The organism is Aquimarina celericrescens (assembly GCF_042682765.1).
Classification (GTDB): Bacteria; Bacteroidota; Bacteroidia; order Flavobacteriales; family Flavobacteriaceae; genus Aquimarina; species Aquimarina celericrescens.
On the sequence record NZ_JBHUHY010000003.1, the window covers coordinates 110,038 to 128,621 of the forward strand.

Annotated in this window: 17 protein-coding genes; all 17 read left to right on the top strand. The window is 35.0% G+C overall.

Going from position 1 to position 18,584, the window contains the following annotated elements:
• Nucleotides 1-7: 7 nt before the first annotated feature.
• The 17 genes from ACFSJT_RS04355 to ACFSJT_RS04435 all read left to right on the top strand — a co-directional run bounded on the left by ACFSJT_RS04355 (nt 8) and on the right by ACFSJT_RS04435 (nt 18,567).
• The gene (locus tag ACFSJT_RS04355) at nt 8-652 is read left to right on the top strand and encodes a 50S ribosomal protein L25/general stress protein Ctc (protein ID WP_378318997.1); all 645 of its coding nucleotides are present in this window, start codon (nt 8-10) and stop codon (nt 650-652) included.
• A gap of 206 nt (nt 653-858) precedes the next feature.
• Nucleotides 859-1,494 carry an aminoacyl-tRNA hydrolase gene (gene pth / locus ACFSJT_RS04360; RefSeq protein WP_378318998.1) on the top strand — a complete coding sequence of 212 codons (636 nt, stop codon included), beginning with the start codon at nt 859-861 and terminating at the stop codon, nt 1,492-1,494.
• Nucleotides 1,495-1,546: 52 nt separating this feature from the next.
• Nucleotides 1,547-2,479 carry a bifunctional riboflavin kinase/FAD synthetase gene (locus ACFSJT_RS04365; protein ID WP_378318999.1) on the top strand — a complete coding sequence of 311 codons (933 nt, stop codon included), beginning with the start codon at nt 1,547-1,549 and terminating at the stop codon, nt 2,477-2,479.
• Entirely contained in the window at nt 2,476-3,792 is a 1,317-nt protein-coding gene (locus ACFSJT_RS04370; protein WP_378319000.1) for an HTTM domain-containing protein, read from the top strand. The genes ACFSJT_RS04365 and ACFSJT_RS04370 overlap by 4 nt, the downstream gene beginning before the upstream one ends.
• 119 nt (nt 3,793-3,911) lie before the next feature.
• On the top strand, nt 3,912-6,059 hold the full coding sequence (locus ACFSJT_RS04375) for an Ig-like domain-containing protein (RefSeq protein ID WP_378319001.1): 2,148 nt from the start codon (nt 3,912-3,914) through the stop codon (nt 6,057-6,059).
• Nucleotides 6,060-6,306: 247 nt separating this feature from the next.
• Entirely contained in the window at nt 6,307-7,578 is a 1,272-nt protein-coding gene (gene serS / locus ACFSJT_RS04380; protein ID WP_378319002.1) for a serine--tRNA ligase, read from the top strand.
• 187 nt (nt 7,579-7,765) lie between these two features.
• Nucleotides 7,766-9,553, top strand: a complete 1,788-nt coding sequence (locus tag ACFSJT_RS04385) for a tetratricopeptide repeat protein (protein ID WP_378319003.1) — start codon at nt 7,766-7,768, stop codon at nt 9,551-9,553.
• Between the two features lie 62 nt (nt 9,554-9,615).
• Complete coding sequence (locus tag ACFSJT_RS04390; RefSeq protein WP_378319004.1) at nt 9,616-9,930, top strand: DUF4286 family protein; 315 nt, start codon at nt 9,616-9,618, stop codon at nt 9,928-9,930.
• On the top strand, nt 9,923-10,789 hold the full coding sequence (rsmA, locus tag ACFSJT_RS04395; RefSeq protein WP_378319005.1) for a 16S rRNA (adenine(1518)-N(6)/adenine(1519)-N(6))-dimethyltransferase RsmA: 867 nt from the start codon (nt 9,923-9,925) through the stop codon (nt 10,787-10,789). Before ACFSJT_RS04390 ends, rsmA begins: the two co-directional genes overlap by 8 nt.
• A 61-nt stretch (nt 10,790-10,850) precedes the next feature.
• On the top strand, nt 10,851-12,200 hold the full coding sequence (gene mgtE / locus ACFSJT_RS04400) for a magnesium transporter (protein ID WP_378319006.1): 1,350 nt from the start codon (nt 10,851-10,853) through the stop codon (nt 12,198-12,200).
• A gap of 176 nt (nt 12,201-12,376) precedes the next feature.
• On the top strand, nt 12,377-12,772 hold the full coding sequence (locus ACFSJT_RS04405) for an acyl-CoA thioesterase (protein WP_378319007.1): 396 nt from the start codon (nt 12,377-12,379) through the stop codon (nt 12,770-12,772).
• Nucleotides 12,773-12,788: 16 nt separating this feature from the next.
• Complete coding sequence (locus ACFSJT_RS04410; RefSeq protein ID WP_378319008.1) at nt 12,789-13,154, top strand: cupin domain-containing protein; 366 nt, start codon at nt 12,789-12,791, stop codon at nt 13,152-13,154.
• Nucleotides 13,155-13,224: 70 nt separating this feature from the next.
• A complete protein-coding gene (locus ACFSJT_RS04415; RefSeq protein ID WP_378319009.1) occupies nt 13,225-14,313 on the top strand; it encodes a Gfo/Idh/MocA family protein in 1,089 nt (362 codons plus the stop codon).
• A gap of 79 nt (nt 14,314-14,392) precedes the next feature.
• Nucleotides 14,393-15,688, top strand: a complete 1,296-nt coding sequence (locus ACFSJT_RS04420) for a WD40 repeat domain-containing protein (protein WP_378319010.1) — start codon at nt 14,393-14,395, stop codon at nt 15,686-15,688.
• Nucleotides 15,685-16,914, top strand: coding sequence for a hypothetical protein (locus tag ACFSJT_RS04425; RefSeq protein WP_378319011.1), 1,230 nt, complete (start codon nt 15,685-15,687; stop codon nt 16,912-16,914). Before ACFSJT_RS04420 ends, ACFSJT_RS04425 begins: the two co-directional genes overlap by 4 nt.
• A gap of 97 nt (nt 16,915-17,011) precedes the next feature.
• Nucleotides 17,012-17,953: a 2-hydroxyacid dehydrogenase gene (locus tag ACFSJT_RS04430; protein WP_378319012.1), complete on the top strand. Its 942-nt coding sequence runs from the start codon at nt 17,012-17,014 to the stop codon at nt 17,951-17,953.
• Nucleotides 17,950-18,567, top strand: a complete 618-nt coding sequence (locus tag ACFSJT_RS04435; protein WP_378319013.1) for an HD domain-containing protein — start codon at nt 17,950-17,952, stop codon at nt 18,565-18,567. Before ACFSJT_RS04430 ends, ACFSJT_RS04435 begins: the two co-directional genes overlap by 4 nt.
• Nucleotides 18,568-18,584 lie beyond the last annotated feature (17 nt).

The following is an 18,584-nucleotide window of genomic DNA, read 5'->3' on the forward strand; positions in this document are numbered from 1 at the left end:
TTTTAAAATGAAATCATTAACAATCAACGCATCTCAAAGAGAAAGCGTGGGCAAGAAAGCAACAAAAGCCCTACGTAATGCTGGACAGGTACCTTGTGTTATTTATGGTGGAGACACTATTGTACACTTTGCAGCTCCAGAAATTGCTTTCAAAAACTTAGTGTACACTCCAGACGTTCATACCGTGGTTATAGCGTTAGATAATGGTACAAAAATAAATGCAATCTTGCAGGATATTCAATTTCACCCTGTGACCGATAAAATTTTGCATATCGATTTTGTCGAGATTTTTGACAACAAACCTATTACTGTCGAACTTCCTTTTAGAACTGTAGGAAATTCTAAAGGTGTTCGTAATGGAGGTGTGTTACGTTTCAACTTAAGACGTATTAAAGTAAAAGGACTTGCTTCAAAATTACCAGACGTAATTGAAGGAGACATTACAAAACTTAAAATTGGAAACAAATTATATGTTACTGATGTAGCCAGTGATGATTTTACTATCCTACATCCAGACAATACTGTAATTTGTATGGTGAAAACATCTCGTACTGCTGTCGATGTCGACGATGAAGAAGATGAAGAAGAAACTGCAGCAACTGCTGAAGGAGGAGAAGCACCAGCGACTGAGGCTCCTGCTGCCGAAGCATAGTTTTGCAACTAAAGAACATTATAAAAGCACTTTGATGAAAAATCAAAGTGCTTTTTTTATTTTTACCAAAATTTAGGGTTCGTCCCCGATCAAAATCGGGGCCGGGCTTTCGCTGCATCCTTTTTTATAATCGTACCCTTCGAGAACCTCAGGGTACGATTATAAAAAAGATACAGCTACTATCCCTCAAACAAAACATAAAAAATATGCTTTCTGTTTTCAGGAAATTATTTTCAAAAAAGAAAGAAGAAAAAGAGGAAACTCAAGAAGAGCTCATGAAAAAATTCCTTGTTGCGGGCCTTGGTAATATTGGCCCCAAATATCATAATACAAGACATAATATTGGTTTTAAAATTCTGGATGCTTTGGCCAAAGAAGAAGACCTAACTTTTGAGACTCAAAAACTGGGAGACCTCACTTCGTTTAAGCATAAAGGAAGGACTATAATTCTTCTTAAACCGAACACGTATATGAATCTAAGCGGCAAAGCAGTTCGATATTGGTTAGAAAAAGAAAAAGTTCCGCTAGAAAATTTATTGGTAGTTACAGACGATATTAATCTTCCTTTTGGCACTATACGATTAAAAGCAAAAGGTAGTGCCGGCGGGCATAATGGTCTTAAAGATATAGAAACCCAGTTAAACACTTCAAAGTATTGTAGATTTAGGTTTGGTGTTGGGGCAGAATTTAGTAAAGGGCGACAAGTAGACTATGTATTGGGTGAATGGAATAATGACGAAGAATCTGCCATGCCCGAAAGATTACAAAAAGGGATTGATTTAATTAAATCCTTTACTACAGCCGGACTTGCAAATACCATGAACATCTTTAACGGAAAATAAAGAAATGTATCCCAACATTTCCGTAATTTTATAATTCAAAATTTTTTATTTCTTGAAACTATACAATAGTGCTGATACATATGACAACAAAATACCATCGGTAGTGACCATAGGTACTTTTGATGGTGTGCATATTGGCCATAAAAAAATAATTGAACGCTTGTTAGAAAGTGCTTCAAATAATGGTTTAGAATCTGTCATTCTAACCTTTTTCCCACATCCAAGAATGGTACTACAACAAGATTCTGGTATTAAACTTATTAATACTATTGAAGAGCGTATTCAGATCTTAGAGAAAACTGGTTTAGACAATCTGGTTATCCATCCTTTTACTAAAGAATTTTCACGTCTTAGTGCCGGAGAATATGTTCAACAAATGCTGGTTGATAGTCTTAATGTAAGACATGTGATCATAGGATATGATCATAGATTTGGGCGCAATCGTAACTCAAATATAACGGACCTGGCTTCTTATGGAATTCAAAATAATTTCACAGTAGAAGAAATTTCTAAACAAGATATTGACGATGTAGCGATAAGTTCAACAAAAATTCGAGAAGCGCTATTGAATGGTGACGTTACCAAAGCTAATACATATTTAGGCTACAATTTTATGCTTACCGGACGAGTTGTGAGAGGAAAAGAACTAGGGCGCAAATTACAATACCCAACAGCAAACCTTCATATCAAAGAAGACTATAAACTTATTCCTAAAAATGGTGTTTATATCGTTAAATCTAATATTGATGGCGTCATTCATTTTGGAATGATGAATATTGGTAACAATCCAACCGTTAATGGCACTGAACAAACAATAGAAACCCATTTTTTTGATATCTCCTTTAATCTTTATGACAGAAAAATTCAAATCGAACTACTTAAACGCATCAGAGATGAGAAAAAATTTGACTCTGTTGATCAATTGCAAGAAGCTATGCAACAAGATGAAGAATTCTCTCGTGACTATATAAATTCTATGGTATGATCAATCGTTGGTTGTTTACTCAAATAGACAACAGTGCTCTAATTATATTTAGAGTCTTCTTTGGATTTTTAATTGCTGCAGAGGCAATCGGAGCCATTTTTACCGGCTGGGTAAAAAAAACACTTATCGAGCCAGAGTTTACCTTTAACTTTATTGGATTCGATTTTTTACAGCCATTACCCGGCAATGGGATGTATTTCTATTTTGCCATCATGGGTATTTTTGGTTTGTTGGTTATGATTGGGTATAAATATCGTTTAAGTATGACCGCATACACCATTATGTGGGCAGGTGTTTATTTTATGCAAAAATCGTCATACAATAATCACTATTACTTATTACTTTTATTATTAATTATAATGATCATTTTACCGGCAGGAAATTACTTTTCTGTAGATGTAAAAAAGAATCCATCTTTAAAAAAAATTGCAATGCCTCGTTGGGTGGTACTATTGATCATCATACAACTCTGGATCGTCTATACCTACGCTGCGGTAGCCAAACTCTATCCTGACTGGCTGGATTTTACGGTAGCAAAAAATCTAATGGCAGGACGTGCGTATTATCCTATAGTAGGACCCATTTTACAAAATCATTGGGCTCATGTAAGTGTCACCTATTTTGGAATTTTATTTGATCTTTTGGTCATCCCATTATTGTTATGGAAAAGAACTAGATTCTTCATTTTTTGTCTGGGTATCTTTTTTCACCTATTCAACTCTATTGTATTCCAGATAGGGATATTCCCTTACTTATCGCTAGCCTTTAGTGTGTTTTTCTTTTCTAGAGAAAAAATACATCGTATTTTCATGAAAAAGAAGGAGTTCTATACTGCTAACGAAGTTATAGTCCCCTCGTACAAACGCTTTTTAATTCCGATAGCTATCATTTGGTTTATAATTCAGATCGCACTGCCTTTACGCCATTGGTTTATCCCTGGAGATGTTTTATGGACCGAAGAAGGGCACCGATTAAGCTGGCGCATGATGTTACGAGGACGTTCTGGTATCACAAACTTCTATGTTGTCGATAAAAATGATACTGAAGCCCGGCAACAAATCATCAAGAAAAATGATCATTTGACCAAAAAGCAAATTCGCTCGGTAAATACCAAACCCGACTTTATGTGGCAGTTTGCTCAGCATTTAAAGAAAAAATATGCTGCTGAAGGAAAAGAAATTGAGGTCTATGTAAAAAGTAGTGTTTCGGTTAACGGTAAAAAACGAAAAGTTTTTATCGATCCCGAAGTGGATCTTGCCAATGTATCATGGAATTATTTTACCACCAATCCTTGGGTATTAAAATATAACTAAATTAAAGTTGATAGTTTCAAAAAATGAAACTCGTATGTTATATTTTTGTCAAATCAAACATCATAATACAATCCTCAGCAAGGTGTTTTTATTAAATTTAATTTATTAAAAATTTTAACATGTTGAAAATCAATAAAAATCTCTTAAAATTCTTTTTTATTTTTACGTCTATATTTTTGCAATCCTGTGGTAACGATGACTCTTTACCTCCCGACACTACTCCACCTTCAGATATCACTTTAGTTCTTAATGATTTATCAGGAAATAATTCTACAGAAGCTATACGAGTAAGTAATATCCTTGAAATAAAAGTAGATGCTACCGATGACAGGGGGATATCCAAAGTAGAAGCGTTCATCGACAATCAAAAAGTAAATGAGGATAGTACCGCTCCTTTTAAAATTGAGGTCGACGTAACTCCCTTCGAAACAGGAGAATACTTGCTAAAAGTTACAGCATCAGATGCAGCTGGAAATATGACGTCTAAAGAAGAGCCGATTTTTATAGATAACACTATGCCATCTATAACCAATATATCTATAGAAAATAATACTGTGATAAATGGAGACGAAACCCCTCTTACCTTTGAAGTGACTGATGATGAAGAAATAGAGAACGTCATAGTGTTCATTAATGATATAGCCAAAACAGAGATTACAGATGGTAATTACGAAACAGTAATTAATACCTCGGACTTACAAGACGGGAACAACATAATTAAGATCATTGCGACTGATTTAACTGGAAATGTTTCAACGGTAATACAAAACTTTATCGTTGATAATACTGGCCCTGAAATTAAAATAAATACACTTGTAGAAGGACAAATTATTGACGAAGTTTTCAGTTTTAACCCCGAGTTAACAGATGCTTTTTCTGAAGTTACTTCTCTCGAAGTTTTTTATAATAACCAACAAATAAAGCTTTTTGAAAATACTTTGGATTACAAATTCGAATTTGATCCTGAAAATTATCCTGTTGGTAATGGAGTTTTTAAGTTTATTGCTATTGATTATTTAGGAAATCAAACAGAAAGTATTGCTAACATAGAAATATTAAGAGCTTTGTTAAGATTAGAATTTCCATCTGATTTTGTAGATGAAGCTATTGAAATATTCTGGGTCTATGCTTCCAAACCTGATGGTACAAATATTGTGGCAAAACAAATAGAAGGAAGCATAACCGAAACAGTTTTGCACGCTCCAGGTGAATTTAATATAACAGATGAGTTTATGGTTACATTTTATAGTCTAGACAACGGTGGATTTAGCAGAATTTCTACCTTTCAAAACCTGACTAGATTTTTACCTGAGCAAATGATTTTGTCTAAATCAGAACAAAAAAGTATTGTTTCAAGCAATAGCTTAGAATCGAAAGGTTTCTTTGAAACAGATTCTCCAATTGTTTTCTCTGAAGGGCAAGATTATAGGGGAAGTCTTCAAGAAAATCCAATATACCATATAGAATTTTACGCTCCCGAACGAACTAATAATGTTTATTTTTATTCATATGATTTCCCATCTAATGATGGAACGGCCTATAAATATCAAAAGGTGAATACCCCAATTGTAAATGATTTTGTTTTGGATATCGCCAATTTTGATACTCCAAATGTCGAATTTAAGTCCTTTGATGCTTTTTCTGCTGAAAATGTTTCCATCAAAATTTTAGGTTTCGAGAGTGTAGATGACTTTAATAATAACGTATTTCATGAGATTTACAGAAATTATGGAATTCCAAACCTCACAAGCAGTACTATTGGATATCCTTTAATAAATTCGTTTCATTCTTATAGACATGAAATAGCTATAGGGGATTATATCACAGAAAGATCTGGCAGTCCTCTAGCTTCATATATAAGGCCAGAATGGTCAATTGATTTCAATCTTATTAATAATCAAAAAATATCATTCGTAACAACAGGTACTTCTCATACCGTTGGTAAAGTTTCATTAGGAGACAGCGGAAATAACCCAAAATTTGTATGGAATCTTATATTCGATAGTCAAAAAACTACTGAAGTAGTTATACCTAGTTTACCTACAGAATTGGAAAACACCAATTTCTACAATTTTGTTCAAACTAATACCTTGGAGGTGGCCTTAGCAGAGTTGTCTTTGTATGAGGGGATATCTTCTTATCCAGAATATTTAAATCAAGTAATTAAATATAAAAAAGACTATTACGAAGAATCTGATTATGTAGAAGCTATAAACAAAGCTGGTTTCACTCCGGGTGGATACAGATTAGAAGATTTCTTTTTTTAGTATCTAAAAAAGCAAAAAGTTGTATCCTGGTATAGAACTTTTTGCATAAATAAAATTTCACCTGTAAAACCCTAATTAATATTACTAGAATACTCTTTTAAAAACAACACTTTTCTTTAAATTTGCTCCCTCATCGCGATAGGGATAGCAGTGACATCCTTTTTATAATTTTACCCTTCGAGAACCTCAGGGTAAAATTATAAAAAAGATATAACGCATAGCCCGGCAATCGCCCAAAAAAGACATCATGTTAGTAGTATCAAAGATCATAGCAAACAAAGAAGCCTATATCAAGGCCCTTGAAAAACGTAATTTTGATGCAGCTCCTATTCTGGACAAAGTGATTACCTTAGACGAAGATCGTAGGGCAACACAAGCACAATTAGACAACATCCTTGCCGATTCTAATACCCTTTCTAAAGAAATAGGAATATTGTTCAAAAACGGAGAGGTACAAAAAGCTAACGTCTTAAAAGAAAAAACTGCACAGTTAAAAGAAAGTTCTAAAGAACTAGCTACCAAACTTACCGGTCTACAAACTGCATTGATTGAGGTCTTGTATACTATCCCTAATATTCCTCATGATTCTGTACCCGATGGCCAGAGTGATGAGGATAATGAAGAAGTCTTTAAAGAAGGTGATATTCCTAAACTGGAAGAAGGTGCTTTACCGCATTGGGAGCTTGCCAAAAAATATGACATCATAGATTTTGAATTGGGTGTGAAAATAACTGGAGCTGGTTTCCCGGTATATAAAGGAAAAGGTGCCCGGTTGCAAAGAGCTCTAATTAGTTATTTTTTGGATAAAAATACAGAAGGCGGTTATAAAGAATATCAGGTTCCGCATTTGGTTAATGAAGTCTCAGGATATGGCACAGGACAGTTGCCCGATAAAGAAGGACAAATGTATCATGTAACTGGAGATGACCTATATCTTATTCCAACTGCAGAGGTTCCTGTAACTAACATGTTTAGAGATGATCTGCTTCAGGAAAGTGAACTACCTGTTTGTTGCACAGGATATACTCCCTGTTTTAGACGAGAAGCCGGTTCTTATGGAGCCCATGTACGTGGCTTGAATCGCCTTCATCAATTTGATAAGGTAGAGATTGTACGTATCGAAAAGCCTGAAAATTCTTATAAGGCATTAGACGGAATGGTAGAACATGTAAAAAATATCCTAAGAGAACTAAAATTACCGTACCGTATTTTGCGTCTTTGTGGAGGTGATATTGGATTTACTGCTGCCCTAACCTATGATTTTGAAGTATTCTCTACTGCACAGGATCGCTGGTTAGAAATTAGCTCAGTCTCAAATTTTGAATCCTACCAGGCGAATCGCTTAAAACTACGTTTTAAAGATAAAAACGGTAAAAATCAATTAGCTCATACGCTTAATGGAAGCTCTCTAGCACTTCCCAGAGTACTTGCCGGTATTCTGGAAAACTATCAAACACCTAAAGGCATCAAAATTCCTGAGGTATTAGTTCCATATTGTGGGTTTGAATATATAGATTAGTTCTTGAAGCAATAAAGATGCAAAGTATCTGGTTTTTAAGTTCAGCTTAAATACTTCATAAATCATACAATTGTATGCTATTTTTAATAGGTTTTGATTTCTCTATGAGAAGGTTTATTACTTTGTGGCTTAGCCTCATTGTAACTTTGTCGCTTTAAAAAGTTATCTTTACAAAAAAACGTGTAGTATGCGTATTATTCTTATTTATATTACCTTGTTTTTAACTTTTTCGGTTGTTGGGCAGTCAGAACAGTTAGCAAAAAACTATATGCAACAGGGGCAATATGAAAAAGCGCTGTCTATCTATCAAAAGTTGTATAATAAAACTCCCAGCCGAATCAATTATTTACTCGGTTTGGTAGAATCCTATCAGCAATTAGAACAATTCGATAAAGCAGAAAAAGTTTTAATAAAAAGAATAGAACAGGCCCCTTACAATGCTCAGCTTTTGGTAGAACTAGGGCATCACTACGATTTACAGGGAAAATCTGATCAAGCTCGAATCTACTATGATAAAGCTATAGAAACGTATAAAAATAATGATTCAAATCATGCCTACTCTCTTGCTCAAACCTTTGAAAAATATAGTCTTCTGGATGAGGCTGCATTAGTTTATGAAAAAGGAATGCTGGATAACCCCAGAGCAAACTTTAATGTACAACTTGCCAAAATTTATGGCGAGCAAGGAAAACTTGAAAAAATGTTTGATAGTTACCTATCTTTATTACAGTTACAACCTAACTATATTAATGTCGTTCAACGTAATTTTAGCGATTATATTCAAGAAGATGCTACGAATGAGGCCAACACAATTTTCAGGAAATTACTAATAAAAAGACTTCAGCAAAATCCTGATATTTTATATAATGAAATGCTAAGCTGGCTTTTTATACAGCAAAAGGAGTTTAAAAAAGCCTTTATTCATGAAAAAGCCATTTACAAACGTAATGATGTCGGTCCACAAGGTATTATTGATTTGGCTAGAATTGCAATTGCCGAAAAAGATATCAAATCGGCTACAGAGATCCTTAATTATATCCTGGAAACTCCTGTGTCTAAGGACATGAAGCTTACAGCACATAAAATTATTCTGAAAGCAAAAGTCGATAATGCTAATAAAAAAGAGTACAAAGCCATTGTGCAACAGTATAACACGGTATTCGAAGAATATGGAAAGTCTCGTGAAACTATTGGCCTACAAGTCGATTATGCACACTTTTTGGCTTTTAACCTGGACAAAAAACAAGAAGCAATTACTTTCTTAAAAGAGTTAATAGATAGAGAACGTCTATCAAGATTTCAATCTTCAAGGGTTAAGATGAAAATAGCAGACATTTTGGTACTAGATCAAAAATTTAATCAAGCATTAATTTATTATACACAAGTACAAAATGCCTTAAAAAACAATTTTCTAGCTCAGGATGCCAGGTTCAAAGTAGCAAAAACAAGTTATTATAAAGGGGATTTTGCCTGGGCACAAACACAGCTTGATGTTCTCAAATCTTCGACTTCTCAACTTATTGCCAATGATGCGATGGAGCTTAGCCTCATTATAAGCGATAACTCTCTTGAAGATTCTACGCAAACGGCACTTAAAATTTTTGCCAAAGCTGATTTACTTGCATTTCAGAATAAAAATGAAGACGCTATCGCAACCTATGAAAAGATTTTAACACAACATAAGGGGGAAAAAATAGAAGACGAAGCTTTTTTGCGCCAGGCCAGACTATTTGAAAAAGAAAAACAATACGAGAAAGCCAAAATAAATTACCTAAAAATTATTGAATTCTATGGGGATGATATTTTGGTAGATGATGCTTATTACTGGTTAGCAGAGCTCTATGCAAATGAGCTAGGAGAACCTGAAAGGGCAAAAGAATTGTACGAGAAGATTATTTTTAATCATGCAGATAGTATTTATTTTGTTGATGCCAGAAAGAAATATCGAACGTTGCGTGGCGATGCGATTAATTAGTGTGTAGTAGGCAGTCAGTAGTTGTTTGTTTACTACCTTTGTCTTCATAAACAACTATCGAAATGTACATTTATAACGTCACTATAAATATTGAAGAATCCGTTCATGACCTATGGCTCGATTGGATGCAAAATAAACACATACCAGATATGTTATCTACAGGAAAGTTCAGCAAAGCTTTGATGACAAAAGTTTTGGTGGAAGAAGAAATGGGTGGCATCACATATTCTGTTCAATATACCACAAGCGATAAAGAAACGCTACAAAGGTATTATGACGAAGATGCCGATCGTCTTCGTAAAGAGACAGAACGCTTTGCGGGAAAATTTGTGGCCTTCAGAACCGAGTTAGAAATTGTGAGCGAACGAAATGGCTAAGTACAAAAAGAATAAAAAATACATTCCTGATGCGATTCATAATTCAGAAAAAACAATAGTAAGAGCCAAAAAACATCTGGGTCAGCATTTTTTAAAAGATGAAAATATCGCTAGAAAAATAGCAGATACATTAACCCTCGCTGGGTATAAGAATGTTATAGAAATCGGCCCTGGGATGGGAGTTCTTACCAAGTATATCCTGCAAAAAGATCTGCATGTTGTGGCTATGGATCTTGATGCCGAATCTATAGCGTATCTCAATACGAGTTTTCGCCTTGAGCACAATGAAACAATCAGAGAACATAACTCTTTTGAGGTGTTAGAGGCTGATTTCTTAAAATTTGATCTGAGTACTTTGTTCGCTACCGATCAATTTGCCATAATAGGTAATTTTCCCTACAACATTTCTACTCAAATAGTATTTAAAGCTATAGAAAATAGAGATCGTATTCCAGAATTCACTGGGATGTTTCAAAAAGAAGTGGCACAACGCATTTGTGAAAAAGAAGGAAGTAAAGCATACGGCATTCTTTCTGTGCTCACACAAGCCTTTTATGATGCCGAATATTTATTTACAGTACCTCCTGGAGTTTTTAATCCGCCACCAAAAGTGGATAGTGGTGTTTTGCGATTGATCAGAAAAAAAGATTATACGCTTCTGTGCAATGAAAAATTGTTCTTTACTGTGGTAAAAACTGCTTTCGGACAAAGACGCAAAACCCTAAGAAACAGCTTAAAAACCTTTCAGCTTAGCGAAGAAATTAAAATCCTTGATATTCTTACCAAACGTCCCGAACAATTATCTGTTGATGAGTTTATAGAATTGACTCTTCTCATTCAAAAATCAAAGTCTCACTAATTAAATTCTTTGGTTATCTTTGTGAGCGTTTGTGCCAGGGATCATAAAATAATGAGCAATTATGCCGTTTGAGATTACAACAGAACTTATTGAGCAAGTAGGACATCTTATAGAGATAGAAGGTGATGCTCGTCTACGCGATATGCTCAATGAAATCCACTTTGCTGATATCGCAGAAATCATTAGCGAACTCAACTTATCTGAAGCTACCTATATCATTAAGCTATTAGATAGTGAGAAGACCTCTGAAGCTCTTATGGAACTTGAAGAGGATTTTCGTGAACGTATCTTAGACAATCTTTCTGTAAAAGAAATTGCAGAAGAGCTGGAAGAAATGGATACCGATGATGCTGCTGATGTCATAGCAGAACTTCCTAACGAACTAGCAGAAGAGGTAATCGCCGAAATTGGAGATGAAAAACATGCAGAAGATATTAAGGAACTGCTTGCCTATCGTGAAGATACTGCGGGTGGTCTGATGGCCAAAGAATTGGTAAAGGTAAAAGAAACCTGGACTATAGCAGGGTGTGTTCGTGAGATGCGCAGACAGGCAAAAAATGTTACACGAGTACATTCAATTTATGTGGTTGATAAAGAGGATAAACTTAAAGGAAGATTATCTTTAAAAGATTTACTTACCGCCCCTACCAAAGCACATATTAGTGATATTTATATTCCAAAAGTAGATTCAGTAAATGTAGATACCGAAGGGGAAGAAGTCGCTCGTATTATGCAAAAGTATGACCTTGAAGCAATTCCTGTCATAGATCATGAGGGTGTACTTGTGGGTAGGATTACTATAGACGATATTGTAGACTTTATTAAAGAGGAAGCCGAAAAAGATTATCAGATGGCTGCAGGTATTTCACAAGATGTAGAAGCAGATGATACCGTTTGGGAATTAACCAGAGCACGATTACCTTGGCTTATTCTTGGACTTTTTGGAGGACTGGGAAGTGTTTTTATTATGGAAGGTTTTGAAGAAGCTCTTGCCAAATATAAAGAACTATTTTTCTTCACTCCACTTATTGCCGCAATGGCAGGTAACGTTGGAGTTCAATCTTCGGCTATTATTGTTCAGGGTATTGCAAATGATAATGTTAAAGGAAGTTTGTTTAATCGTCTGGTCAAAGAAATAGGTTTAAGTCTTATAAGTGGAGTTACGCTAGGAGTTCTGGTGATCATATTTGGGTTTATAACCCATATGGAAATTGATTTTAGCCTTACCATTGCCATATCTTTGCTATGTGTGATCATCGTAGCTGCATTAATAGGTACCTTTGTGCCTATAATTCTAAATAAAAGGGGCATAGACCCGGCAATTGCTACTGGACCTTTTATTACTACCAGCAACGATATTTTTGGGATCTTTTTATTCTTTTATATTGCTAAAGTGATGTTAGACTTTTAGGCAGGCTGCAAGCACCGCGCTTTTCACTATAGTTTTACAAACCACTTGTTAAAGTTTGTAAAAGCTGCCGTTTCAATCACTGCCTATGATCAGCATTATTGTACTTTTAAGATAAAAGAGTGTCGGTTCCTTGTTTTTAAGTAGTGATCTTAACCATATAATCTTTGAAAATTTAAATGAAATCCAAGATCTTTGAATATCAATTTACCGTTCCAAAATCTGCTATAGATGATATGGATCACGTAAATAATGTGGTATATCTTCAATGGGTTCAAGATGTAGCCAAAAAACACTGGGAATCGAAAACCGATAATAATATCAGAAATACCTTTGTCTGGGTTGTACTTAATCATTTTATAGAATACCACCACCCAGCCTTCGAAAATGAGAATATCACGATACAAACCTGGATCGATCATCACAAAGGTGTGAAAAGTGAGCGCCATACTAAAATCATAAATTCAGACACCAAAAAAGTCCTGGTCACAGCAAAAACAATGTGGTGTTTGCTACATAAAGAAACGTTAAGACCTACTCGCATCACAGATGAAATAAGTAACTTGTTTCTGTAAATTATACGCAGTATTTATGAAAGCGATCAATATCAAAGAAAAATTATCAAAATTTGACAAGCAATGGCATCCACATCGTATTGCAATGGTAGATGATCATCAAATATACCTTGCCAAATTATCTGGTGATTTTATATGGCACAAGCACGATAATGAAGACGAATTATTTCAGGTCGTAAAAGGCACTTTGTATATGAAATTCAGAGACAAAACGGTAAAAGTTGAGGCTGGTGAACTTATTGTAGTCCCAAAGGGAGTGGAGCATTGCCCTTCTACAAAAGATGGTGAGGAAGTACACGTTTTACTTTTTGAAAAAGCCAGCACTAAACATACGGGTGAGGTAGACAGCGAACGCACTGTTTCTCAATACATTGATCTTTAAAGTATGAATTGCTGAGATTCTAGAAACGAAACAATCATAAATCGTAAAGTTTAAATGATAACTTAGAGTTATGAGTTTAAATCGAAGAACATTTATAAAAAACAGTAGTCTATTACTAGGCTACAGCCTGTTCCCCTATTCGAGTCTATATGCTCAGGCAAATCCAAAACAAATTGGTGTTTGTCTGGTAGGACTGGGAAATTATAGTGCTACTGTACTCGCTCCGGCCTTACAAATCACCAAACATTGTAAACTTACTGGAATTGTGACTGGAAGTCCCTGGAAAATCCCTAAATGGCAAAAACGATATGGCATCCCCGATAAAAATGTGTACAACTACAATACCATGCATGAGATTGCAAACAATCCAGATATCGATGTGATTTATATCGTAGTTCCTACAGGATTGCATGCTAAATATGCTATTAATGCGGCTAATGCAGGAAAGCATGTTTGGTGCGAAAAACCTATGGCAAAAACCGAAGCCGAGTGTCAGGCTATTATAGACGCTTGCATTAAAAACAAGGTGAAACTTTCAATAGGTTATCGCATGCAACATGAGCCCAATACTCAAACTGTCATAAAATGGGCAACTACAAAACCTTACGGCACTATTAAAACCGTAAGAGCAGAAATAGGATACAACGTTGGCAACCCGGCTCGAACCTGGAGATTAGATGCAGAACTGGGAGGAGGTACTATGTATGATCTTGGGGTTTACGCACTTAATGCTGCCCGATATACTACCGGTGAGGAGCCCATTTCGGTTTCAGCAAAACAAATGACCACACGTCCTGAGATTTTTACTGAAACGGATGAAACTACTCATTTCACCTTTGATTTTCCATCAGGTGCAATGGCATACGGTAAAACTAGTGTTGGTAAATCAATGCACGAATTATACGTTGATTGTCAAAAGGGGTGGTATACTCTCGCTCCTTTCTCTATGTATTCAGGAGTGCAAGGCAAAACAAGCGATGGTACATTGCTTACTATTCCTATAAGAAACCAACAAGCCAAACAAATGGATGATGATGCCGTATCTATTATCAATGATACTCCTGTTCTGGTTCCTGGCGAAGAAGGAATGAAAGACATTAAAATCGTAGAAGCAATATACAAAGCTGCCAAATCAGGAAAAACTTTATCTTTATCCTAAAATCTACTGATTCCCTTTATAAATTTAGTATTTCTTACATAACCTTAAGTAACACTTTTAGTACAAAACATAAATATTTATGAAGAAAACCATATTCATCATTTACTTAAGTATCGTTACACTTACTACCTCCTGCACAAATTGGAAGCAAATTGGACAAGATATACACTCAGCAGCTCCAGGGGATTATAGTGGAATGGCTACAGCCATGAATAGTGATGGATCTGTGATTGCTGTTGGCTCCCCTTACAATGACAATAATGGTATTGGAGCAGGACATGTCAGGGTATTTCAAAACCAAGATGATAAATGGATTCCTTTAGGAAAAAATATCGAAGGATTAGAACCTTATGAACATTTTGGATCAACCATAGCAATGAGCGCTAATGGCAACATCATTGCAGTTGGTGCTACACACAGCAAGGCAAATGGTGACAATTCTGGACAAGTTAGAACTTTTGAATATCGAGATAAAGATTGGGTACAGTTGGGTCAATATCTTAATGGTGCAAATGCATATGATGAGTTTGGATATCATATAAGCCTAAGCGACGATGGAAAAACACTGGCTTCAGGAGCCCCGCATAATGAACCCGCAGGGGAAATCAATAGTAGCATCACCATATATACCTTAAATAACAAGAATACTTGGGAAATATTAGGTAATCCTATTCAAGGAACCGTAAGAACGCCGTATTTTGAAGGACATCGAATACATCACGAAGGCCAAATCGGTAAAACTTTTGAGCTTAGTGGTGATGGGTTATCACTTGTCATCAGTTCAGATTATTCTCAAGGTAATGTAATAGTATATACCTGGATCGACGGTAGGTGGCAACGCAAAGGTAATATTATTAACTATGATCATAGAGGTTATAATCTTCCCGCAAATACAGTTGCAATAAATAAAGACGGATCCAGTATTGCAATAGGCTATGCCAATACACAAGTATCCAAATACACAAACGAAAGTAAACGAGGTAATATATTATTAAATGGTCACGTACAGGTGTTTACCCTTAATGCCAATACTGAATGGGAACAAGTTGGAAACACTATATACGGAATGGATTTGGATCATTTTGCCTACAAAGTAAAACTGAGTCAATCCGGAAATCGCCTGGCGGTAACAAGCAATGGATCTGATCTGGATGGAGGAGCAAAAGACTACAATTTTGTATCGATTTTTGAATTGATCGACGATAAGTGGCAGTTAGATGGAGAAAGAATCAAATTAGAAAAAGCATATTTAGATTTTCCAAATGCTGTAGACATAAATGAGGATGCTACCATGGTGATTATAGGTAATAGCAACATGGATAAAAACTACAATACTTTTGGTGAAGTAAAAATCTTTAAAAATGATTCTGAATGAAACGCTTTATATCCATCCTAAAAAAATGGTTACTCTTAGTAATTGTCACAACGGTTATGCTATGCTGCACTGGTAAAAATCCTGGTAGTAGGGATGCTCCAAAATGGCAACCGATAGGACAAACTATTCATTTATATTCAAAAGAAAACAGAAGTGATTTAAAAGAAATGAATATTGGTAATAATGGTGAAAAAATAGTTATTACCGATTACTCTCAAAAATTGGATACGACTTTGCTTCCAAAAAAAATAATCACATTCGAGCTTCGGGATACTATTTGGTATCCTTTTGGAAACAAAACTAAAGACAGCATTTATTTTGCCAATGCCCAAACCTACAGCACGAATAGTGATGCAACCAGAATTGTGGCCGGAAATTTGGCTCATGACCAACAACAAATACAAACCTTTGATCTTAAAAGCGAATACTGGACTCTGGTAAATGACACTATGATCGCCAGAAAACCTGATACTACAGGTTGGTTACATAATCTAAAGCTAAGTGCAGAGGGTAAAACTCTGGCCATCTCATCCCCTGTTCTTGTAAATAGTAATGCAGAAGTGCAAGTATACTCCTGGAAAAATGAAGGATGGGTACCAAAAGGTAATCCTATCACTATCAAAAATAAAATTGCCATCAATGACAGAGGTGCCAATTTTTATTGGAATAATGTTAGCATAAACAACAATGGATCCATAATTACCGTAGCCAATGTATATAATTATGATAATGGGCCAGATGCAGGTCAAGTAAAAGTTTTCAAATATATCGATACTACCTGGCAACAGTTGGGAGATGATATTAATGGAGACCTTCCCTATCAAAATTTAGGAACACATGTAAGTATCGGTAAGGATGATACATCACTCTTTATATCCTCTTCTAATAGGTTTCAAAAATACCAGTATTTATGGTATACGTTAGAGAATAACCAATGGATAAAACAAGAAAATGATGTTTCTCTTACGTTTTTTGAAAATCCGCTTATAAAGGTAAGCAATGACGGCACAATACTTTTAATAAGTTCTGATTATGAGGAATATTCTGAAGACACATATAGTATAAATATATATGGCAGAACTGAAACCAATTGGGAAATAATTGGTCGCATTGATGAAAATCGTGATCACTTCAACGAATTTATCCTGAGTAATGATCAAACCAGGCTTTTTATACTGTTTGATGGAATAAGAGACAAGTACATAAGAGTATTCAATAAACCCTAAACATATTTTTTCATCTTCTTTAATCCTATCTTTTTTCTAATCGTCTTGCAAGTAAATAAAGGGTAAATACTTAATTTTGAAATTAATATAATTCTATATGAAAATCCTTCACCTAGATACCAATCATCCCTTATTACTAAATCAACTCCAGGAAGTTGGTTTTCAAAATGATGAAGATTACGATTCATCTAAAACTGAAATTGAAGCTAAAATTTCAAATTATCATGGAATTATCATTCGTAGCCGATTTACAATTGACAAAACTTTTTTGGATAGTGCTAAAAACTTAAAATTTATTGGTCGCGTAGGTGCCGGGCTCGAAAATATAAATATTGATTATGCCGAAAAACTAGGAATCAAACTTTTTAACGCTCCAGAAGGAAACCGAAATGCCGTAGCTGAACATGCCCTGGGTATGATTTTATCGTTGTTCAACAAATTGAATCAAGCAGATCAAAGCGTACGACAAGGAAAATGGCTTCGCGAAGAGTATCGTGGTATGGAACTGGATGGTAAAACAGTTGGGATCATTGGTTATGGAAATATGGGAAAAGCCTTTGCTCGTAAACTTCGCGGATTTAATGTAGAAGTAATTTGCTATGATATTCTTGGTAACGTTGGAAATAGTGATGCTCCCCAAGTAGATCTTCACGAACTCTTTGTAAAAACTGACGTGTTAAGTCTTCACACTCCTGAAACTCCTAAAACTATAGGAATGATTAATGAAGCCTTTATTGAAAAGTTTAGAAAACCATTTTGGTTGATCAATACCGCACGAGGAAAAAGCGTAGTAACTTCAGATCTTGTTAATGCACTAAAAAAAGGAAAAATATTGGGTGCTGCCTTAGATGTTCTGGAATACGAGAAATCATCGTTTGAAGATCTATTCAATTCAGAAAAAGATATGCCAGAGGCCTTTCAAGAGTTACTTAAAATGGATAACGTGATTCTCAGCCCACATGTAGCCGGTTGGACCATAGAATCTAAAGAAAAATTGGCACAAACTATTGTTAATAAAATAAAAGAAGCATTTTGTTGAAAGACGTATTTACATCCTTACTATCGAAATACACAAATGATTCAAAACTAATTGAATTATTATGGAAAGAAATTGAAAATAAATACAACAAAAAGAATCGTTATTATCATAATCTAAAACACCTTGAATATCTTTATCAAAGATTAATCAATGTTAAGGATCAAATCACAGATTGGGATATGGTGTTATTTGCACTTTTCTATCATGATTATGTATACAACGTTCTCAAAAAAGATAATGAACAACAAAGTGCGGTCAAGGCCGAAGCGATATTAAGAGCACTAGGCATAGAAAATGACAGGGTGGAACTTTGTAAAGAAATCATCTTAGCTACAAAAAGCCATACTATTTCAAAAAATGAAGATATAAATTTTTTTACAGATGCCGATCTTTCTATTTTAGGAAGTGATTGGGAAAACTATAAAGTCTATTTCAAAAATGTACGAAAAGAATATAAGTACTACCCAGCTTTTATGTACAGTAAAGGAAGAATTAAAGTGCTTGAGCATTTTTTGAACATGCCTAAAATCTTTAAAACAGAGCATTTTTATCAAAAATTTGAAGCCCAAGCCAAAAAAAACATGAAACGAGAAATAGATTTCTTGTCTAAGTAAGAGAGAGTTTTTTTAAA